Origin of the sequence: Bradyrhizobium sp. WSM1417, from assembly GCF_000515415.1 — a bacterium.
Lineage (GTDB): Bacteria > Pseudomonadota > Alphaproteobacteria > Rhizobiales > Xanthobacteraceae > Bradyrhizobium.
Genome location: NZ_KI911783.1, coordinates 1,742,330 through 1,761,513, shown reverse-complemented (window position 1 = coordinate 1,761,513; position 19,184 = coordinate 1,742,330). Strand labels below are relative to the sequence as shown.

Below are 19,184 nucleotides of genomic sequence, written 5' to 3'. Positions count from 1 at the left end.
GGGCCTTCTCACGGCCCCGATTTTGGGGCTAATAAGACCCCGAAAGCCGCTCCTTGGAGCGCATTTTGCTGCTGTCGGGTCAAAAGCAGCCAAAAACAGCCATTTCCAACGAGAAAGCCCATCATGAAACGCGTCGACGCCCACGGATTGAAGATTGCTCCCGTCCTGTTCGATTTCATCGCCAAGGAAGCGGCCCCGAAGACGGGAATCGCACCGGATGCGTTCTGGGCCGGGCTCGCCGCCATCATCAAGGAGCTGGGGCCGAAGAACCGCGCGCTGCTGGCGGAGCGCGACACGCTGCAGGCCAAGATCGACGACTGGCACCGCGCCAACAAGGGCAAGGCGTTCGACCTCAGCGCCTATACCGCCTTCCTGAAGGAGATCGGCTATCTCGTCCCGGAGCCGGCGACGCAGAAGGTCGAGACCGCCAACGTGGACGAAGAGATCGGCACGATCTGCGGCCCGCAGCTGGTCGTGCCCCTGACCAACGCACGCTACGCGCTGAATGCGGCGAATGCGCGCTGGGGGTCGCTCTATGACGCCTTCTACGGCACCGACGCGATCCCGCACGACCCGTCCGAGAGCGGCAAGGGCTACAACAAGGCGCGCGGCGACAAGGTCATCGCAAAAGCGAAAGCCTTCCTCGATGCCGCCGTGCCGTTGGCGACCGGCAGTCACACCGACGTCACCGCCTATAGCGTGGTCGCAGGCCAGCTCGCGGTGAAGCTCAAGAGTGGCAACGCCACCGCGCTGAAGAACGCCGCGCAATTCGCAGGCTTCCAGGGCGATGCGGCCGCACCGAGCGCGGTGCTGCTCGCCAACAACGGCCTGCATGTCGAGGTGAAGATCGACCGTACCAGCGCGATCGGCAAGGACGATCCGGCCGGCGTCGCGGACATGGTCATGGAGTCCGCGGTCTCCACGATTCTCGACATGGAGGACTCGGTCGCGGCGGTCGATGCCGAGGACAAGGTGCTGGTCTATCGCAACACGCTCGGCCTGATGAACGGCACGCTGTCGGCCGATTTCGAGAAGGGCGGCAAGACGCTGACGCGCTCGCTCAATGCCGACCGCAGCTACAAGACGCCTGACGGCAAGGGCGAGATCAAGCTGCACGGCCGCAGCCTGCTCCTGATGCGCAATTGCGGTCACCACATGTTCACCGACGCGGTGCTGGACGACAAGGGCGAGGAAATTCCGGAAGGCCTGCTCGACGCCGCCGTCTCCGGGCTTCTTGCCGTGCATGATCTGAAAGGCAACTCCAAGGTCAAGAACAGCCGCACCGGCTCGGCCTATATCGTCAAGCCGAAGATGCACGGCCCCGATGAGGTGTCGCTGACCTGCGAGATCTTCGACCGCGTCGAGAAGATGCTGTCGCTGCCCGAGAACACGCTCAAGGTCGGCATCATGGACGAGGAGCGGCGCACCACCGTCAACCTCAAGGCCTGCATCCAGCGCGCCTCCAAGCGCATCATGTTCATCAACACCGGCTTCCTCGACCGCACCGGCGACGAGATCCACACCTCGATGGAAGCGGGCCCGATGATCCGCAAGAACGAGATGAAGGCGCAGCCCTGGATCAAGTCCTATGAGGACTGGAACGTCGACATGGGCCTGACCTGTGGCCTGCCCGGCCATGCCCAGATCGGCAAGGGCATGTGGGCCGCGCCCGACAAGATGGCGGACATGCTGCAACAGAAGCTCGCCCATCCGCAGGCCGGCGCCACCACCGCCTGGGTGCCCTCGCCGACGGCGGCGACGCTGCACGCGCTGCACTACCACCAGGTCAACGTCACCGCGCGCCAGCAGGAGCTCACCAAGGGCGGCCCACGCGCGAAGCTCGAAGACATCCTCACCATCCCGGTGTCGAAATCGAACTGGGCACCCGACGACGTCAAGCAGGAGATCGACAACAACTGCCAGGGCATTCTGGGCTATGTCGTGCGCTGGATCGACCAGGGCGTCGGCTGCTCCAAGGTGCCTGACATCCACGACGTCGGCCTGATGGAAGACCGTGCCACCTTGCGCATCTCCAGCCAGCACCTCGCCAACTGGCTGCACCAGGGCGTTATCACCGAGGCGCAGGTGATGGAATCGCTCAAGCGTATGGCGGTCGTCGTCGACAAGCAGAATGCGGGCGATCCCATCTACAAGCCGATGGCGCCCGCCTTCGACGGCACAGCCTTTAAGGCGGCTAGCGACCTCATCTTCAAGGGCCGCGAGCAGCCGAACGGCTACACCGAATACATCCTCACTGCCCGCCGCCGCGAGGCCAAAGCGGCGGGGTAGGCCCGAATAGCGAGCACCAAAAGCCCCGGCTCACGCCGGGGCTTTTTTGTTGGAGCAGTAGCCGGATGGAGCGAAGTGTAATCCGGGGCCGCTATGGCTTGGGGCAAAGACCCGGATTGCGCTGCGATCCGTCCGGGCTACGAAAGCCCGGCTAGAACACTGCCAGATATTTCAGCAGCGACACGATCCCGATGATGATGACGACGACGCGCGCGATCTGCTTGGCGCGGCCGTCCATCGGCAGCATGTTGATGAGGTAAAGCACGAGAATGACGACGAGAAAGGTGACGAGTACGCCGACCAGCATCGCTAGGACCCCCCTTTAGGCAAAATTGCTGACAGTCTGCTAACGCGTAACTCCCGGCTTGGTTCCATCGACGCAACCCTCTGCAACTTCTAGTAAATACGTACTTCTACCGTCAGCCGGCCTGCCTAAAACTTTACCCTTTTCCTTTCAGATGCAGTCACCGTTTGGGCCCCTGAGCCACAAACGGCATGCGATTGCCTGGTCTTGCGTGCGCCCACTTTTCCGATGTTGCCGGGGCGACTTCACGAGTTTTGTAATGGGAATTGGGGGACTTCGATGCTGAATCGTCTGACCGTGTCCGCGCTGCTGAAGGCGGTGATCGCGATCACGTCGGTCTGCGTGGTGATCGCACTCTCGCTCACCGCCTACGAGTCCTGGGATCGACTGAAGACCGCGAACCGCATCTCGCAGATCGCCGACACGTCCGCCGATCTGTTCAAGGCGATGCACAATCTGCGCACCGATCGCTCGACCACGGTCCGCCTCCTGAACGCGACCGAGCCGATGGACGGCGAGATCGAGAAATATCTGCGCGCCCTGCGCGATGCCCAAATGCCCGCGATGGCACGCGCGCTCGAGCTGCTGCCGACGATGGACTTTCCGCAATCGGGTACGCTGGTGCCGGAACTCGCGCGCCTCTACAAGCTGCTGATCGAGGAGCAGAAGCAGTTCTGGGAGGATGTGGCCAAGCCGAAGGACCAGCGCCGCGCCGGCCTGCCCAAGGAATACATGGAGACGACGCAGGGCCTGCTCGACACGCTCGACAAGCTCTCGAACACGTTGGCCGCGACCGTCAATCACCTGGACGCCGCGATCGACCAGCTCCTGTCGATCAAGCAGAACGCCTGGCTGCTCCGCAACACCGCAGGCGAGGCGTCGCTGATCGTCTCGACCGGGCTTGCCGCCGGCAAGATCACGCCGGAAGGCCGCTACGCCTATACCCAGCATGTCGGCGGCACGAGCGCGATGTGGAAGGCGCTGGAATTGTCGACCTCCGGCATGCAGTTGCCGGCGGGGCTCGCCTCCGCGATGGCCTCTGCAAAATCCTCCTATTTCGAGCCCCAATATCTGGCCTTGCGCGACCGTCTCGCGGACGCGCTGGTCAAGGGTGAGAAGCCCGAGATGACGGCGAACCAATGGAGCCCGCTCACGGTCGGCCGCATGGCGAGCGCGGTCGCAGTGGCAGAAGGTGCACTCGATGCTGCCAGGATCCACACGCAGGAGCAGCGCGGCGCCGCGGAGCGCGCACTGATCGTGCAGCTGACGCTGCTGGCGCTCGCCGTGGGGCTTGCCGTCGGCGCAATCATGCTGGTCAGCCGCCGCGTCATCACTCCGCTCAACACCATCCGCGACGCCATGCTGAAGGTTGCTGGCGGCGACCTTGCCGTCGACAGCGGCTATCTCGATCGCAACGACGAGATCGGCGCGCTTGCCGGCGCGCTGGAGACCTTCAAACAGCAGGCCAACGAAAAGCTCACGATCGAGGCGCAGGAGCGCGAACGCAATGCGGGCGCCTCGGCGCGCCAGCGCGCGGTCGAGACCTATGTCGGCGAGTTCGAGGGCGCGGTGCGCAAGACGCTCGGCGAATTGAGCGAGGCCTCCGGCGAGATGCGCAAGACCTCGGGCGATCTCTCCGCGGTGTCGCGGCAGACCAACGACCGCGTGCAGGTCGCCGGCAAGGCTTCCAATGACGCCTCCATGAGCGTCGACAGCGTCGCCGCCGCCGCGGAAGAGCTCAGCGCCTCGATCAACGACATCAGCCAGCAGGCCGCGCATGCCGCAGGCATCGCCAGCCGCGCCGTGGCCCAGGCGCGCGACACCGACGGCACGGTGCAGGGACTTCAGAAGTCGGCGGGCCGCATCGGCGAGGTCGTCGGCCTGATCAACACCATTGCGCAACAGACCAATTTGCTCGCGCTCAACGCCACGATCGAGGCCGCCCGGGCCGGCGAAGCCGGGCGCGGCTTTGCCGTGGTCGCCTCCGAGGTGAAGTCGCTGGCGAGCCAGACGGCCAAGGCAACCGAGGAGATCTCCGAGCAGATCGCCGACATCCAGAAGGTCGCGGCCGATGCCATCAGCGCGATCCAGACCATCGGCGGCATCATCGGCGAAGTGAACGAGGTCGCGACCGCGATCGCCGCCGCCGTGCAGGAGCAGGGAGCGGCCACGCAAGAGATCACCCGCAGCACCCAGTTTGCGGCGCAGGGCACCAAGAATGTCTCGGACAACATCACTGGCGTCAAATCCGATGCGGACGCTGCGGCCGCTGCCGCCGACAACGTGAAGCACGCCTCCGAGATGCTGGAGAGCCAGAGCCGCCAGCTCGGCCATGAGGTCAGCGACTTCCTCGGCAAGATCCGCGCGGCATAGCGTAGGCCGTTAAAGAGAGAGCCGCGCCCACCCCCTCGGTGTCGTCCTGGCTTTTGCCAAGACGACGTTGAGGGCTACTCCTTCGCCACCACCGGCACCTGGCGGAATCTTGCGCGCACCGAATCCGGCAATGGGGAGAAATTCATCGCGACACCGCGGCGGTCGTTGGCATTGCGGCTGGCGACCACCAAGCCGTCGGCGCCCGCGACGATGTCGCCCTTGCGCAAGGTGGGATCGTCGTCGACCTTGACCTGAGCGAGCCCGACCGGATCTTTGCCGTTGCAGGTGCAGCCTGCGACAATCTCATTGCGATAGCGGAACGCGTTGGGCAGGTCGGAATAGGATTTCCCCTTGTCCGTCGTGGCGTCGTCGATGTTGCCGCCATAGACCAGTGAGGTCTCCGAGGCCGGACAGAAGCTCTTGCAGGATTGCGCCTTGCTCTCGGAATCGTTTCCCTGCGCCGGGAAATAACGTCCGTCGCAGCCACGCACGCAATAGGCCGTGCCGCCGCCATAGGAGGCCCGCTGGCGCGGCGTGTCGTAGCGCGGCGTGTCATCGGTCTGGAACGGCATGCGAATCTCGGGCGCCGGCCGCCCGCGGAAGCCGCCGAACAGCGCCGAGAAAAAATCCTCCGCATGGGCCGATGGGGTCAGCGCGAGGCCGAAGGAGGCAATAGCGACGAATGCCGCCGCGCCACCGGCGAGTTTGCCGATCGAACGTCTCTTCATGTGACCTCACTCGACCCTTAGTTCACGGCCGAATTCGAAATGTTCAGCGCCTGACGGCCCGAGGGCAGCGCCGTCACGGCCGGACGCTTGCGCACGGAATCGCTGCCTTTGGCCATCAGCGGCGCGTTCTTCGGCAGCACGACGACCTTGGCGCCGACATTGACGCGGCCGAACAGGTCGGTGACGTCCTCGTTGGTCATGCGGATGCAGCCGGACGAGACGAACTTGCCGATGGTGGTGGGATCGTTGGTGCCATGGATGCGGTATTCGCTCGACCCGAGATACATCGCACGTGCGCCGAGCGGATTGCCGGGGCCGCCTGCGACGAAGCGGGGTAGATAGGGTTGGCGCGCGATCATCTCAGCCGGCGGATGCCAATCCGGCCATTCCGCCTTGCGGCTGACGCTCTGCACGCCCGACCAAGTAAAACCCTCGCGCCCGACACCGACGCCATAACGAATGGCGCGCCCCTGGCCGAGAACGTAATAGAGATAAGTATTGTTGGTATCGATGACGATGGTACCGGCCGGCTCGCTGCGGTCGAAGCTGACAATCTGCTTGCGCAGGCGATCGGGCAGCGCGGCATCCTCGTCGGAGGCCTGCGCGTTCGGGCTTGCATAGCCTTGGTTTGCATAACCCTGCGAATAGCCCTGGTCCTGCGGGTAAGCCTGATCCTGCGGATAGGTGTAGCCCAGCGTCTGTGCGCTTGCGGCGCCGAACGGCACTGCCAGCAAAACGGTTGCGAACGCGAAAGCGGTGATGCGGCGCGGCGATAAGCGGCGTCGGACTGCAGAGAACTTCGTCATGTGCTGCCCCGTTGGATGCCTGCATCAGGGTGATGCGCTGGTTCGTTCAACGCGGTCCAACCGCGACAAGTTCCGCGGCGGGATGCAGCAGCGGCGTCACAGTCAAGCGAGCGCTTCTTCACGAGGCCGCGATGGAACCCGCAGGGCGCTTGGACGTTCTCTCCTGGTCGTGGGCGCGCGGACCGAAGACTCCGTGCCGGAGAGGTATTGTGCGCGTCCTTCCCAGTGAACGTATGACTTCCGGCAGTGGCGAAGGCACTCCGCTTCCCGAGAGCCACGGCGAACTTCCGCCGGTGATCCGCCGCACCGAGCTCGTCGCCTTCTCGCTCGCCGGACTGCTCCTCATCGCAATCGTCGCGGTGCTCTATGTCGGAAAGGCGTTCTTCCTGCCGGTCGCGATGGCGTTCGTCACCGGCACGATGCTTTCACCTGCAGCGACCTTCCTGGAGAAACGGAAAGTGCCGCGGAGCCTCGCCGCCGCACTGATCGTGTTCGCGGTGACCGCCGTAGTCGGCTTCATCGTCGCGCTGATCGCCTCGCCAGCGATGGAATGGAGCTCGCGCCTGCCCGAACTCGGCGCGCAGTTGAAAGACAAGGTCCACGTGTTCGACCGGCCGCTGGCGCTGTGGCGGGAGCTGCAGATGATGCTCGGCGGCTCGGAGGGATTGCCAAGTTTCCAGTTGCCGAAATTCGATTGGGTGCAGCCGACGATCGAATTCCTGTCACCGACCTTTACCGAATTCCTGCTGTTCTTCGTCACCCTGATCCTGTTCATCGCCAGCTGGCGGGACCTGCGACGGGCGATGATCATGACCTTCAGCGATCATGAGGCACGGCTGCGCACGCTTCGCATCCTCAACGAGATCGAGGTCCATCTCGGCAACTATCTTTTGACCGTGACCCTCATCAATGTCGGCGTCGGCGTCGCCGCCGGCATCGTCTGCGCGCTCACCGGAATGCCCAATCCGGCTGGCCTCGGCGCGCTGGCGGCCACCCTCAATTTCATTCCGATCATCGGACCGGTCGCCATGTTCGCCATTCTGGTCGTGGTGGGACTGGTCACCTTCCCGACCGTCAGCGGCGGCCTGATGGCGGCGCTCGCCTTCGGCGGCATCACCTTCCTGGAGGGACATTTCGTCACGCCGACCATCATCGGCCGACGGCTGGCGCTCAATGCGCTGGCGGTGCTGCTGGCGCTGGCGTTCTGGACCTGGCTGTGGGGTCCGATGGGCGCGTTCCTGTCGTCGCCGCTGCTGATCGTCGCCCTGATCCTGAAGGAGCATCTGTTGCCGCAGGATTCGCCGCAGCTCCCGCAGGACTGACCGGTTTCCGTGAACGGAACTTACCCGACGACGAAACGTTTCCCGGCTGTCTCACAGTCAACAGCTCGGAGCCCCTGATGTCCACCACCAATGCCGAAGCCGGGATGAGAGACTGGACCGACAAAGCCACCAGAGAACGCCTCGAGAAGGATGTAGCAGCCGTGAAAAGCGATATCGCCGCCCTCACCGATCAGATCACCGACGCGCTCAATACTTTTGCCAACTCCTCCGGCAAGCAAGCCCGCCGCGGCTATAGCCAAGCGCGCGAAAACGTGGATTCCGCGATCGACGACATGTCGGAGCGCGGCAGCGCGATGTTGGGCGCGGCACAGGATGCCTATGGCTCGATCGAGGAGTCACTGGAGGACGCGATCGCCCAGCGGCCGCTCGCGACCGTCGGGCTCGCGCTCGGCATCGGCTTCCTGATCGGCGCAGCCTGGCGCCGCTGAGGTCGCGAACGGGTATCGAGACGGTGGCGCAGCGGCGCCGCCGGTGCCGACTTGTGGGGATCTGAGGAGCAAGGCCATGTTTCAGCGCATCATCGACGGGATCAGCGCATCCACCGGCACCACTGTGCGGCTGACCTCGCTGGCAGCGGGCGCGGCGTTCGCACTCTTCATCACCACATGTTTCCTGTGCGCGGCGGCGTTCATTTCGGTGCTCAACAAGTATGGTCCGGTGCAGGCCTGCCTCGCCGGTGCAGGCATTTTCTTTCTGCTGACCCTCACCGCAGCGGTGAGCTATTGGGTCTACAAACGACAGCTGCGCAAGCAAGCTCATATCGCAGCCGAGCGCGCCACGAAGTCGGCGGCCTCGAGCATGCTGGCGGACCCCATGCTGCTCGCCACCGGTCTTCAGATCGTTCGCGCCATCGGAATCAAGCGGCTGGTGCCGATCCTGGCGATCGGTGGCGTCGCGCTTGGAATCATGGCGAGCCGCGCCGGCGTACCAGACGAGGCCTCGGCTGAGCCTGCCGAGTAAGCAGCTACCGGGTTAGAAAATTTCGCCAGAAGTCCCGCGAACGCATCATCGAATCGGCGCAGGCGGCCCCGCGCCGATTTTGCCCCGTTTGCCTGCGCCATCACGCAAACGCTACTCGGATAGGCAGACGGTTGCCGCTAAAAGCAGCGCCCCTGATTCCAAAAGCCATTTTTTCGATGAAACCGTCCGTCCAGGCGAACCTCGCCGCATTCCATCACGACCCCCGGCTCTATTTGACGCTCGGCATCGCCAACTGGTCGGTTTTCGTCGACCATATCCCGAACAACGTCGTCAATTTGCTGACACTGCGAAACTTCGGCTTCAGCGGCGCCGCAGACCTGTTCGTGTTCGTGGCCGGCTATGGCATGGCCATCATTCACGGCAAGATCGCCCTGGAGCGCGGTTACGTCGTCGCGGCGACGCGCATCTTCCAGCGCATGTGGCGGCTCTACGCGGCCTATGTCGTCCTGTTCGTGATCTACATCGATGCCATCGCCTATGTCGCCTCGCAATCGATGGCGCCTGAGATCATCAACGAATACAACATCTCGGGCATCATCGAGCATCCGCTGCGCATCCTGGTACGCGGACTGGTGCTTCAGGAAGAGCCGCTGAACCTAGATCTTCTTCAACTGATGATCCCGCTGATGGCCCTCCTTCCACTCGCGCTGTGGGGGCTGTTGCGGCGTCCGAACCTGACGCTGGGGGCGTCGGTCGCGCTGTACGTTGCGGCGCGCTGGTTCGACTGGAATTTCCGGGTCTATCCGGACCAGGAGTGGACCTTCAACCCGTTCTGCTGGCAGATGCTGATGGTGCTGGGCGGCTGGTTTGCCGTGACCGGCACGTCGGGCCGCGCGCTGCACGGCCTGTCCTGGCTGCGCGTGCTCGCAGGCGCCTATCTCGTAGTCGCGATGGCAATCACGCTGATGCGCCACTCGCCGACGCTAGCGGCCTATTTGCCGGATATCGTGCTCAACACCATCACGCCGACCGACAAGGAAGACCTCGCCCCCTATCGCGTGGTCCACTTTCTCGCGCTCGCTTTCCTCGCGACATATCTCGTCCCAGCCGATCATCCCGGGCTGCGACTGAAGCCGCTTCAGGCGGTGATCAGATGCGGCGAGGAATGGCTCGCGGTGTTCTGCGTCGGCGTGTTCCTGTCCTTTGCCGGCCATCTCATCCTGATCACCGGCGCCAATCTGGTGGTGATGCAGATTGCCGTGAGCCTGGCCGGCTTCGCGGCGATGGCCGCGGTCGCATATTACATCGGCTGGTCGAAGCGGCAGGACCTGCCCGCGGCCTTGCGGCAGCAGGCCTAACCCGGCACCTTCCGATTCCCCTAGGCCTGCCATCGCGGCTGGGCTAAGCGGAGCGGCAGCGGATTGCGCGAGGAGGCCGGGCGTGGCGATGGCGAATGGCGGGGGTGGGGGAGCCGACAGCGCGCCCCGGCGCGGCCGGCCAAGGTCGATCGAGACCACCAACGCCATTCTCCAAAGCGCCTATGCGCTGATGGCCACCACCGGCCTTGCCGCCACCACCATCGACGCGATCGCGCGCCACTCCAGCGTCTCCAAGATGACGATCTACAAATGGTGGCCGTCCCGCGAAGCCTTGCTGATCGACGGCTTCCTTCACCATGCCGCGCAGATGCTGCCGCTGCCGCCTGCAAGCTCGGGCAGCCCCGCCGCGCGCGCACGCCGCCATGCCGCGGCCTATGCCGAAGCGCTCCAGGGCGAGTTCGGCAAGGTCCAACTCGCCGTCATCTCCGAATGCATCTCCAAGACCGGCTCGGCCGAGCTGTTCTACGCCCGCTATCTGCAATTCCGCCGCGACGCGCTGGTCGAGATGATCGCCGCGGGCCAGAACGACGGCAGCATTCTGGCGGAAGCACCGCCCCAGGATCTCTACGACGCCATCTATGGCAGCCTGTTCTACCGCTACGTCTTCGGCATCGCGCCGATCACGCCGGCCTACGCGCGCAATCTGGTTGACCTCGTGCTGCGGCCGAACAGCTAACCTGGAATCACCGCACCGGCCGGATCGGTGCTGAAAGCTTGTCGGTGCGGTCGCGCTCGGTCATGTCCTCGACCGTCTCCATCGGCGCGGTCAGCTCGTAGACATAGGAGACGTCGGTGAAATAGCGCTTGGCGGTGCCGCCGAGCGCCTCCGGCGCGACGCGGTCGAGCAGGATCAGGCCGAAATCGGAATCGGGGCGGCGCGTCGCTTCGCTGGTGTTGAATTCCTCCCAACGAAAATAGAAGACCTCGCCCGCGCCCTCGTTCGTCACCGTCCAATTGGCCGTGATGTGCGGATGCTTGCCGACCAGCGACAGGCCCTCGTCGGAGTGCGAGGCGAGCTCGAAGAACAGCAGCGACAGGCTCTGCGCCGCGCGCGCGCTGACTGCGATATCAGGGCCGGTGACGGCGATGCGGTCGGCATGCGGGATGGCGCGCGCCTCGAACAGGCCCTTCAGCTTGACGCCCTGCCATTGGCTCTCGCTGAGCAGCGAGACGACGTTGGACATGGCGTGGATGCGGCCGATCAGGAGCTCGCGCGCAACATCGATGTCGGAGCCATGGCGCAGCGTACGGGTCACGATCGATTGGATCACCGCCAGGATGTTCTTGACCCGATGGTTGAGCTCGTCGATCACGGCCGTCAACCGACGCTCGAAGCCGATTCTGACCTGGATTTCCCGGCTGAGCCGCAAATTGTTGTAGGCGACATAGCCGAACAGGCCGCATACCATCGCGGTGATCGCAAAGCCGATCGCCGCCACGATGATCGCAGTCTGCTCGGCGCGACGCGCCGAATTGGTTTTGGCGTAATAGCCGAGCTGCCAGTCGCGCCCGCCGAAGCTCACCGTGCGCGTCGCCGACGGCGCCGGCCCATCGGCTGCCGTCGGGCGGGCCGAGACCACGCCTTGATCGTTGGCGACGAGCTCACCACCCTCCCGGCGCGGATCCTTCAGCGCGACCGCGAACAACGACATGTCGTCGTTGGTCAGCATCAGGGAAGAGAGCTCGTAGGAAAATGTGATGAAGCCCGCCGGTTCCGTCGCGCCCTCGGGGATGACCGGAGCCGCCACAATGATGCCGATCGACCCGTCGCCACGCAGGAGCGCAACCGGTTCTGAGGCAACCGACCTCTTCTCCACTCTGGCGCGCGTCAGCATGGCGCTGCGCACCTGGTCCTGGTCGTAACTGCGGCCAGGCAGCCCCTTGGTCTCGTTGCTGCGCGGCTCGAGATCCAGCAGCACGTCGATCGGCTGGGTGACACCTGCCGGATCGATCGGCTTGTCGTCATAGGTGCGGATTCGCGGATTGGGGAAGCCGGCGCTCGCGATGGCGGCTTGCGCTGCGGCAAGCTCGTTCGGCTTCAGGCGGGCGACCCAGCCCGCCACCACGAAGTCGGTCTTGAAGGCGTAGATGGCCGAGCGTAGCGGCTCGAGCATGTTGGGCTTGAGCACCGACGGCGCCCGGAACAGGCCGGAGGCAACCCGCGCGAGCAGCTCGCGCTCGGTGAGCCGGTCCTGGACCAGGCTTGCATGGACGTCGATCGCGCGCGCCAGCGCGATCCGGTCCAGCGCCAGCTCCTGGTCGTGGACGCGATAAGCCGCAAGCCCGGAGAGCAGGGCTCCGAGAAGAGCAATGAAGCCGATGATGAAACCCAGCCTGACCACGCGACTACTCAGGCGAAAGCAGGAGGTCGGCAATAAACACGGAGCATATGGACGCCGCTCGAACGGGCACGTGCCGAAACAGGGTGAACCCCAATGGCCGAGATAATGGAGGAGGAGGCATCGATACGCAACTTGGGTCGCCTGAGAAGCTTAAAGCCGCCCGGCCGATGGTCGGGCCGGGATGGATTTGCTCCGGGCACCGGAGGTAATCAATTGCCGTGACCGAAATTTGTTCCGCGGACACGGCTCTGCCGATGGCGTTAACGGGGGAAACGCCTGCGTTAGGTCGTCGCGCAGGTCAGCCGGCCCGTTTCAAGCCGCCTTTGGCCTCGATGAAGCCGATGATGCGGTCCAGCCCCTGGCTTTTCTTCAGGTTGGTCATGACGAACGGCCGCGCGCCGCGCATGCGCCTGGCGTCCGTCTCCATCTTTTCCAGGGAGGCGCCCACATAGGGCGCCAGGTCGATCTTGTTGATGACAAGGAGGTCGGACCGGGTGATTCCGGGGCCGCCCTTGGACGGGATCTTGTCGCCGGCCGCCACGTCGATGACGTAAATGGTGAGATCGGCGAGCTCTGGGGAAAACGTGGCAGCGAGGTTATCACCGCCGGATTCGATCAGCACGAGATCGAGCCCGGGAAACTTGGCGCGCATATCCGCCACCGCGGCGAGATTCATCGAGGCGTCCTCGCGGATCGCGGTGTGCGGGCAGCCGCCGGTCTCGACCCCGGCAATGCGATCCGGCGTCAGCGAGCCCGAGCGCACCAGGAATTCCGCATCCCATTTGGTGTAGATGTCATTGGTGATCGCGGCGATATCGTAGCGCTCGCGCATAGTCTTGCAGAGCAGGTCCATCAGCGCAGTCTTGCCCGATCCGACCGGACCGCCAATGCCGACACGCAAGGGGCCGTGAGATTTCGACATGCTCTCTCCTAATGTCGTCCCGGCGAAGGCCGGGACCCATAGCCGCCGTACTGAGCTGACGAGGTGCGCTGTGGCCACATCCTCCCATAGCCACAAAGACTTGTGGTTATGGGTCCCGGCCTTCGCCGGGACGACAGAGTGAGGCTCGTGCTCAAGATCTGAACAGTCGCGTATATTGCGTCTCGTGCCGCAGACTGGCGAGGTCGGCGCGAAACGTCGCGCCGCCGAGATCGTCCAGCGTCGCGTTCAGCGCACGATTCGCCGTCGCGGCAACCGCAGCTTCCAGCTTCACCAGCACGCGCTGGCTGTCGGTCTGGCCGAGCGGAATGAGCCGGCTGGCCGCGGAGATCCAGTTCGAGACCAGCGCATGCAGGAAGGCGTGCAGCGTCGGCGCGAGCGGCACGCCGTGCATCGCGGCGACCACGCCAACGGCCACGGGATAGACCAGTGGCGTCCGGCATGCCGCAACCATGGCATCCAGCCCGTCGGCATCCCACGCGGCGCGGGCGATGTCGATGAAGGCACGGCCCTGCGATGTCGTTTCCAGCTGCCGCTCGCGCGACGGCACGAAGGCGGCGGCGAGCTCGGCGATTTCGCTCAAGGTGTCGCCCTCGCCCGCTTCAGTGGCGCGATAGGCGTGGACCAGAAACGTCGCATCGCAAAAGCCCGAGCCATCGCGAAGCATCGCATCGAGCCAGTCCGCCAGCGACGCGATATCGGAGATGTCGCTGGCCTCGACCGCCCATTCGATGCCGCTGGAGTAGGAAAAGCCCCCGACGGGAAACGCGGGCGACAGCCAGGTCATCAGCCGGTACAGCGCCGCCGCCTCGCGCTCCGCGAGGTCGCGGGCCGCGACCGGCTCATTTATGGTCATGAGCATGCTTATGGCCGTGGTGATCGCAATGCTCGTCGTGGTGATGGTGATCGTGACCGTCGCCATGTGCGGCATGATCATGGTGGCGATCATGACCATGATGATCATGATGATCATCGTGGCCATGATCGTGATGCGCGTGGTCGTCGTGTCCATGCGCATGACCGGCATCGGCATAGGCGCCGCCTTCGGGATCGAACGGCGCCTCGATCTCGATCACGCGCGCACCGAGGCCCTTCACCATGGCTTCGATGACGTGGTCGCGGCGGATACGCAGGCTCTTGGCCATGATCTGCGTCGGCAGATGGCGATTGCCGAGATGCCAGCCGACGCGAATGAGGTGGTGCGGATCGTGGCCGCGGATCTCGAGCAGCGGCTCGGGCGCGGCGACCACCTCGACCAGCCGGCCGTCCTCCAGCACCAGCGCATCGCCGCCGCGCAACGCGACGGCATTCTCCAGGTCGAGCAGGAACTCGAGCCCCCGCGTTCCCGTCATCGCCATGCGGCGGCGGTGTCGATCGTCGAAATCGAGCACGACCGTATCCGCCGGCGCTTCCGCGAAGCGATGTTGTCCCCTGACCTGCGTCGCCCGGATCATGCGCTTTTACCCCGTTACCGTGTCTCGACCTTCTCGGGCGTGATCACTTCGATCTTCGGCGGCGCCGTAAAACACTTCACCGCGACGCGGCCGAACGTCTTCATGTGCTCCATGGCGCGATGCGGCACCAGCGCCTCGGCGTTCTCCCACTGCTCGACGAACACCATCTTGGCGGGATCGGTGACGCTCTCATGCAGATCATAGGCGATATTGCCGGGCTCTTTCCGCGTCTCCTTGATGCAGGCGGTGGCGGCTGCAATGAATTCGGCGCGCGTTTCAGGCTTGATGGTCAAGGTGGCGACGACGTAGATCACGAGAAATCCTCCCGGCTTTTCTTCTGGGCTTCAGATACCCGGCGGGACCTTAGACCAGGCGGGATCGAACGCAAAACCGGAAAAGCTGTCTCCGATATGCGACCAAGACATATTCCTGGGACATGCGTTGGGCGCTATTTCAGTACATGAAATATCGCTGCGCCATCGGCAGCACCTCGGCGGGGGCGCAGGTCAAGAGTTCGCCGTCGGCGCGGACCTCATAGGTCTCCGGATCGACCTCGATATTGGGCGTGGCGTCGTTGTGAATCATGCTCTTCTTCGAGATCCTGCCGCGGGTGTTCTGGACTGCATAGAGCTTCTTGTCGATGCCGAGCTTGCGCGCGAGGCCACCGGTGATCGCGGCCTTCGAGGTGAACACCACAGAAGACGCAGTGCGCGCCTTGCCGAAGGCGCCGAACATCGGCTGGTAATGCACCGGTTGCGGGGTCGGGATCGAGGCGTTGGGATCCCCCATGGGAGCCGCGACGATCATGCCGCCCTTGACGACGCAATCCGGCTTGACGCCGAAGAAGGCCGGCGACCACAGCACGAGATCGGCGAGCTTGCCCTTTTCCACCGAGCCGATCAGCTTCGAAACGCCATGCGCAATCGCGGGATTGATCGTGTATTTGGCGATGTAGCGCTTGACGCGGAAATTGTCGTTGTCCTTGCCCTTATCCTGCGGCAGCGAGCCGCGCTGCTTCTTCATCTTGTCGGCGGTCTGCCAGGTCCGGATGATGACCTCTCCGAGGCGGCCCATGGCCTGTGAATCCGAGGAGATCATCGAAAGCGCGCCGAGATCATGCAGGATGTCCTCGGCGGCGATGGTCTCCTTGCGAATGCGGCTTTCAGCAAATGCCAGATCTTCCGCGATCGAGGGATCGAGGTGGTGGCACACCATCAGCATGTCCAGATGCTCGTCGATGGTGTTGCGCGTGAACGGCCGCGTCGGGTTGGTCGACGACGGCAGCACGTTCTTCAGCCCCGCGACCTTGATGATATCAGGGGCGTGACCGCCGCCGGCGCCCTCGGTGTGAAAGGCGTGGATGGTGCGGCCTTTGAACGCCTTGATGGTGTCCTCGACGAATCCGGATTCGTTCAACGTGTCGGTGTGGATCATCACCTGGATATCGTAGTCGTCGGCGACCGACAGGCAGGTGTCGATCGCGGCCGGCGTGGTGCCCCAGTCCTCGTGCAGCTTCAGCGCACAGGCCCCGGCCTTGATCATCTCGACCAGCGCCGCGGGCCGCGAGGCGTTGCCCTTGCCGGAGAGGCCGAGATTGACCGGGAAGGCGTCGAACGACTGGATCATCCGCCCCATGTGCCACGGCCCCGGCGTGCAGGTGGTGGCGAACGTGCCGTGCGAGGGGCCGGTGCCGCCCCCTAGCATCGAGGTGACGCCCGACATCAGCGCGTGCTCGATCTGCTGCGGGCAGATGAAATGGATGTGGCTGTCGAAGCCGCCGGCGGTGAGGATCTTGCCTTCACCCGCGATCACGTCGGTGCCGGGGCCGATGATGATGGTGACACCGGGCTGGATGTCGGGATTGCCGGCCTTGCCGATGCCGGCGATCATGCCGTCCTTGATCGCCACGTCGGCCTTCACGATGCCCCAGTGATCGACGATCAGCGCATTGGTGATGACGGTGTCCGCCGCGCCCTGCTTGTTGGTGACCTGCGACTGGCCCATGCCGTCGCGGATCACCTTGCCGCCGCCGAACTTCACTTCCTCGCCGTAGGTGGTGAAATCCTTCTCGACCTCGATGATGAGGTCGGTGTCGGCCAGCCGCACCTTGTCACCGGCGGTCGGGCCGAACATGTCGGCATAGACGGAACGCTTTATTTTGACGGACATCACAAGCCCCGTTTGCGTTTGAATTTTGGATCGGTGCTCACAGCGAGGCCCTCGCTGTGAGCACCGTGTCGTCGAATGTCGTATCGAGCCAGGAGTTGGCGCCGCGGCAACCGGCGACAACCTGCTCGGCCCAGTCGGTGTAATCGACGAGATCGTCACGTTCCTCGGCCGTAGGATCGGAATGTACGCGCGCGCCGATATTGCTGATCTTGTCGGCGATCTTGATCAGCCTGGCGCCAGCCGATTTTTTCGGTGCGTCGAGCACTTGACGCCGCCGCCGCTCCGGCTTCGGCATGCTCATATCGTCGGTGCATTCCTCGACAAGCGACGCGACACGGTCGGAGAATTTTTGCGCGAGCTCCTCGCGGGTGGTGTCGGTGTCCTCGATCGCATCATGCAGCCAGCCGGCGGCAACGAGTTCGGCGTCGGTGCCGTCGGTCGCGGTCGCAAGCAGGTTCGCGACCTCGGCGAGGTGGTTGATGTAAGGCTCATGACCGCGGCCCTTGCGCGCCATGCCGTTGTGGCGGCGCGCGGCGAGTTCGGCGGCTTCGGAGACGAGGCGGACAGGTGAGAGCATGGCAAAGTCCTCCGTATTCGCCTCAACCGTGCCGCGCCACGCTCGTTCCTGTGGAATTCACAGCTTCCCCATCACGTCGCCGCGGAAGCCGTAGATCGTCTTCTTGCCGGCCACAGCGACGAGCTGGACCTCGCGGGTCTGGCCGGGTTCGAAGCGGACCGCGGTGCCCGCGGCGATGTCGAGGCGCATGCCGCGGGCTTTCTTGCGGTCGAACTTCAGGGCCGGGTTGGTCTCGAAGAAATGGTAGTGCGAGCCGACCTGGATCGGGCGGTCGCCGGTGTTGGCAACCGTCAGCGTCACGGTCTTGCGGCCGGCATTGAGCTCGATCTCGCCGTCCTGGATGAAGAGTTCGCCGGGAATCATGCTCTCACTCCTACCTGATCGGCTCGTGGACGGTGACGAGCTTGGTGCCGTCCGGAAAGGTCGCCTCGACCTGGATGTCGTGGATCATCTCTGGGATTCCCGGCATCACCTGGTCGCGAGTGAGGACCTGCGCGCCCGCCTGCATCAGCTCAGCGACGGTGCGGCCGTCGCGCGCGCCTTCGAGGATGAAATCGGAGATGAGCGCGATTGCCTCGGGATGGTTGAGCTTGACGCCGCGATCCAGCCGGCGGCGGGCCACGATCGCCGCCATCGAGATCAGAAGCTTGTCCTTTTCGCGGGGAGACAGGTTCATACGAAATCTCTTCCGTTCACTTCGTCAATTCAGCCAGAGCCGCGGCAGCGGCGCACCGGTGCGCGCCAGCACGGTCATCATTTCGGCGCGCAGGCGCGCAGCATCTTGGGCACAGAACCGCGCCATTGCAAAGCCATTCCAGGCGGATATCCCGACCTCGCCCGCGAAGGATTCCGAGGCCTCGCGGAGACGCTCGATCAGGGCCCCGTCGCCGGGCACGATCAGCGCCGTGCCGATCGCAGCCGCGCCCTTCGCCACCGCCGATCGCGCAAGCTTTGCGCCGATATCGCCGTCGAGCCTGACGGTCTCGGCGAACACGAGCTTGCCGCCGCGACGCAGCCGCCAGCGGTCGACGAACTCGCCCTGCGCCATCCGTTCGCCCATGGCGGTACGGCCGAACACCACGATCTCGCACAGCAGGAGCGAGGCAGTCGCATCGAGATCTATATCGAAGCGGCGCCGCACGCGCGCCCGGTCGAACAGGATCGTCTCCTGCGGCAGCCAGCCGAGATGTGCGCCTGCGGCAACCTTCAGCGCTATATTAAGCTCCGCCGCCTGCCCAGGCGCGCGGTAGACCTTTTCCGCGGCCGCCGTTGTCATCGTCAGCTTCGAACCATCTGCGGCCGCGATCTCGATGTCGAAGCGATCGCCGCCGGCGACACCACCGGCCGTGTTGACGAACACGCCGGAGAGCCCCTCGTCCTCCGGCGAAGGGAAGCGCACGCGCAGGGAGCCGGACTCATGCAAGATCCCGCGACGCGTCACACCGTCGCGCGCGTGGACGTCGAAGCGCACCGCGCCGCGGGCACGGTTGGCTTCGAACACCGAAGATGTCGCTAAAACGTCGCTGCGCATCCGCCTCCCCAGCCGGTCGCGGCAGAAT

At 64.5% G+C, this 19,184-nt stretch carries 20 protein-coding genes; 7 read left to right on the top strand and 13 right to left on the bottom strand.

The window, feature by feature from the left end:
* Positions 1–123 precede the first annotated feature (123 nt).
* Positions 124–2,289 carry a malate synthase G gene (locus BRA1417_RS0108465; RefSeq protein ID WP_027515467.1) on the top strand — a complete coding sequence of 722 codons (2,166 nt, stop codon included), beginning with the start codon at positions 124–126 and terminating at the stop codon, positions 2,287–2,289.
* A 151-nt stretch (positions 2,290–2,440) separates the two neighbouring features.
* On the opposite strand, the gene BRA1417_RS43660 is transcribed toward BRA1417_RS0108465, so the two are convergent.
* Positions 2,441–2,596 (bottom strand): Thivi_2564 family membrane protein, encoded by a 156-nt coding sequence (locus BRA1417_RS43660; protein ID WP_007599832.1) that lies wholly within the window; start codon positions 2,594–2,596, stop codon positions 2,441–2,443.
* Between the two features lie 276 nt (positions 2,597–2,872).
* On the opposite strand from BRA1417_RS43660, the gene BRA1417_RS0108455 reads away from it, so the two are divergent.
* A complete protein-coding gene (locus tag BRA1417_RS0108455) occupies positions 2,873–4,966 on the top strand; it encodes a methyl-accepting chemotaxis protein (RefSeq protein ID WP_027515466.1) in 2,094 nt (697 codons plus the stop codon).
* A gap of 74 nt (positions 4,967–5,040) precedes the next feature.
* Here BRA1417_RS0108455 and BRA1417_RS0108450 read toward each other — a convergent pair whose 3' ends face one another.
* Together BRA1417_RS0108450 and BRA1417_RS0108445 are read right to left on the bottom strand one after the other, a co-directional pair.
* Positions 5,041–5,694 carry a DUF2865 domain-containing protein gene (locus tag BRA1417_RS0108450; protein WP_027515465.1) on the bottom strand — a complete coding sequence of 218 codons (654 nt, stop codon included), beginning with the start codon at positions 5,692–5,694 and terminating at the stop codon, positions 5,041–5,043.
* Positions 5,695–5,711: 17 nt separating this feature from the next.
* Entirely contained in the window at positions 5,712–6,500 is a 789-nt protein-coding gene (locus BRA1417_RS0108445; RefSeq protein WP_027515464.1) for a L,D-transpeptidase, read from the bottom strand.
* A gap of 209 nt (positions 6,501–6,709) precedes the next feature.
* Here BRA1417_RS0108445 and BRA1417_RS0108440 point away from each other — a divergent pair, with 209 nt between their 5' ends.
* The 5 genes from BRA1417_RS0108440 (at position 6,710) to BRA1417_RS0108420 (ending at position 10,819) form a co-directional block, all read left to right on the top strand.
* Positions 6,710–7,822, top strand: coding sequence for an AI-2E family transporter (locus BRA1417_RS0108440; RefSeq protein WP_027515463.1), 1,113 nt, complete (start codon positions 6,710–6,712; stop codon positions 7,820–7,822).
* A gap of 77 nt (positions 7,823–7,899) precedes the next feature.
* Entirely contained in the window at positions 7,900–8,271 is a 372-nt protein-coding gene (locus tag BRA1417_RS0108435) for a YqjD family protein (protein ID WP_027515462.1), read from the top strand.
* A gap of 76 nt (positions 8,272–8,347) precedes the next feature.
* Complete coding sequence (locus BRA1417_RS0108430) at positions 8,348–8,803, top strand: hypothetical protein (RefSeq protein WP_027515461.1); 456 nt, start codon at positions 8,348–8,350, stop codon at positions 8,801–8,803.
* A gap of 176 nt (positions 8,804–8,979) precedes the next feature.
* A complete protein-coding gene (locus tag BRA1417_RS0108425; protein WP_027515460.1) occupies positions 8,980–10,122 on the top strand; it encodes an OpgC domain-containing protein in 1,143 nt (380 codons plus the stop codon).
* 88 nt (positions 10,123–10,210) lie between these two features.
* Positions 10,211–10,819 (top strand): TetR/AcrR family transcriptional regulator, encoded by a 609-nt coding sequence (locus tag BRA1417_RS0108420; RefSeq protein WP_027515459.1) that lies wholly within the window; start codon positions 10,211–10,213, stop codon positions 10,817–10,819.
* A gap of 7 nt (positions 10,820–10,826) precedes the next feature.
* Here BRA1417_RS0108420 and BRA1417_RS0108415 read toward each other — a convergent pair whose 3' ends face one another.
* The 10 genes from BRA1417_RS0108415 to BRA1417_RS0108370 form a co-directional block, all read right to left on the bottom strand.
* Positions 10,827–12,485: an HWE histidine kinase domain-containing protein gene (locus BRA1417_RS0108415; RefSeq protein WP_027515458.1), complete on the bottom strand. Its 1,659-nt coding sequence runs from the start codon at positions 12,483–12,485 to the stop codon at positions 10,827–10,829.
* 298 nt (positions 12,486–12,783) lie between these two features.
* Entirely contained in the window at positions 12,784–13,407 is a 624-nt protein-coding gene (gene ureG / locus BRA1417_RS0108410; RefSeq protein WP_027515457.1) for an urease accessory protein UreG, read from the bottom strand.
* Positions 13,408–13,558: 151 nt separating this feature from the next.
* A complete protein-coding gene (locus BRA1417_RS0108405) occupies positions 13,559–14,287 on the bottom strand; it encodes an urease accessory protein UreF (RefSeq protein WP_084462130.1) in 729 nt (242 codons plus the stop codon).
* The gene (locus BRA1417_RS0108400) at positions 14,268–14,879 is read right to left on the bottom strand and encodes an urease accessory protein UreE (protein WP_027515455.1); all 612 of its coding nucleotides are present in this window, start codon (positions 14,877–14,879) and stop codon (positions 14,268–14,270) included. Before BRA1417_RS0108400 ends, BRA1417_RS0108405 begins: the two co-directional genes overlap by 20 nt.
* Before the next feature lie 14 nt (positions 14,880–14,893).
* Positions 14,894–15,193 carry a putative quinol monooxygenase gene (locus BRA1417_RS0108395; RefSeq protein ID WP_007599815.1) on the bottom strand — a complete coding sequence of 100 codons (300 nt, stop codon included), beginning with the start codon at positions 15,191–15,193 and terminating at the stop codon, positions 14,894–14,896.
* A gap of 139 nt (positions 15,194–15,332) precedes the next feature.
* A complete protein-coding gene (ureC, locus tag BRA1417_RS0108390) occupies positions 15,333–17,048 on the bottom strand; it encodes an urease subunit alpha (RefSeq protein ID WP_027515454.1) in 1,716 nt (571 codons plus the stop codon).
* Between the two features lie 37 nt (positions 17,049–17,085).
* Positions 17,086–17,625, bottom strand: coding sequence for an HD domain-containing protein (locus tag BRA1417_RS0108385; RefSeq protein WP_027515453.1), 540 nt, complete (start codon positions 17,623–17,625; stop codon positions 17,086–17,088).
* 57 nt (positions 17,626–17,682) lie between these two features.
* A complete protein-coding gene (locus BRA1417_RS0108380) occupies positions 17,683–17,988 on the bottom strand; it encodes an urease subunit beta (RefSeq protein WP_027515452.1) in 306 nt (101 codons plus the stop codon).
* A 10-nt stretch (positions 17,989–17,998) separates the two neighbouring features.
* The gene (locus BRA1417_RS0108375) at positions 17,999–18,301 is read right to left on the bottom strand and encodes an urease subunit gamma (protein ID WP_007599811.1); all 303 of its coding nucleotides are present in this window, start codon (positions 18,299–18,301) and stop codon (positions 17,999–18,001) included.
* 24 nt (positions 18,302–18,325) lie between these two features.
* Positions 18,326–19,156 carry an urease accessory protein UreD gene (locus BRA1417_RS0108370; RefSeq protein WP_027515451.1) on the bottom strand — a complete coding sequence of 277 codons (831 nt, stop codon included), beginning with the start codon at positions 19,154–19,156 and terminating at the stop codon, positions 18,326–18,328.
* Positions 19,157–19,184: the final 28 nt, after the last annotated feature.

What these genes read in the sequence shown, in the direction of transcription:
- BRA1417_RS0108465 (WP_027515467.1), top strand. Translation starts at nt 124, where the DNA reads ATGAAACGCGTCGACGCCCACGGATTGAAGATTGCTCCCGTCCTGTTC.
- BRA1417_RS43660 (WP_007599832.1), bottom strand. Translation starts at nt 2,596, where the DNA reads ATGCTGGTCGGCGTACTCGTCACCTTTCTCGTCGTCATTCTCGTGCTT.
- BRA1417_RS0108455 (WP_027515466.1), top strand. Translation starts at nt 2,873, where the DNA reads ATGCTGAATCGTCTGACCGTGTCCGCGCTGCTGAAGGCGGTGATCGCG.
- BRA1417_RS0108450 (WP_027515465.1), bottom strand. Translation starts at nt 5,694, where the DNA reads ATGAAGAGACGTTCGATCGGCAAACTCGCCGGTGGCGCGGCGGCATTC.
- BRA1417_RS0108445 (WP_027515464.1), bottom strand. Translation starts at nt 6,500, where the DNA reads ATGACGAAGTTCTCTGCAGTCCGACGCCGCTTATCGCCGCGCCGCATC.
- BRA1417_RS0108435 (WP_027515462.1), top strand. Translation starts at nt 7,900, where the DNA reads ATGTCCACCACCAATGCCGAAGCCGGGATGAGAGACTGGACCGACAAA.
- BRA1417_RS0108430 (WP_027515461.1), top strand. Translation starts at nt 8,348, where the DNA reads ATGTTTCAGCGCATCATCGACGGGATCAGCGCATCCACCGGCACCACT.
- BRA1417_RS0108425 (WP_027515460.1), top strand. Translation starts at nt 8,980, where the DNA reads ATGAAACCGTCCGTCCAGGCGAACCTCGCCGCATTCCATCACGACCCC.
- BRA1417_RS0108420 (WP_027515459.1), top strand. Translation starts at nt 10,211, where the DNA reads ATGGCGAATGGCGGGGGTGGGGGAGCCGACAGCGCGCCCCGGCGCGGC.
- ureG (WP_027515457.1), bottom strand. Translation starts at nt 13,407, where the DNA reads ATGTCGAAATCTCACGGCCCCTTGCGTGTCGGCATTGGCGGTCCGGTC.
- BRA1417_RS0108405 (WP_084462130.1), bottom strand. Translation starts at nt 14,287, where the DNA reads ATGCTCATGACCATAAATGAGCCGGTCGCGGCCCGCGACCTCGCGGAG.
- BRA1417_RS0108400 (WP_027515455.1), bottom strand. Translation starts at nt 14,879, where the DNA reads ATGATCCGGGCGACGCAGGTCAGGGGACAACATCGCTTCGCGGAAGCG.
- ureC (WP_027515454.1), bottom strand. Translation starts at nt 17,048, where the DNA reads ATGTCCGTCAAAATAAAGCGTTCCGTCTATGCCGACATGTTCGGCCCG.
- BRA1417_RS0108385 (WP_027515453.1), bottom strand. Translation starts at nt 17,625, where the DNA reads ATGCTCTCACCTGTCCGCCTCGTCTCCGAAGCCGCCGAACTCGCCGCG.
- BRA1417_RS0108380 (WP_027515452.1), bottom strand. Translation starts at nt 17,988, where the DNA reads ATGATTCCCGGCGAACTCTTCATCCAGGACGGCGAGATCGAGCTCAAT.
- BRA1417_RS0108375 (WP_007599811.1), bottom strand. Translation starts at nt 18,301, where the DNA reads ATGAACCTGTCTCCCCGCGAAAAGGACAAGCTTCTGATCTCGATGGCG.
- BRA1417_RS0108370 (WP_027515451.1), bottom strand. Translation starts at nt 19,156, where the DNA reads ATGCGCAGCGACGTTTTAGCGACATCTTCGGTGTTCGAAGCCAACCGT.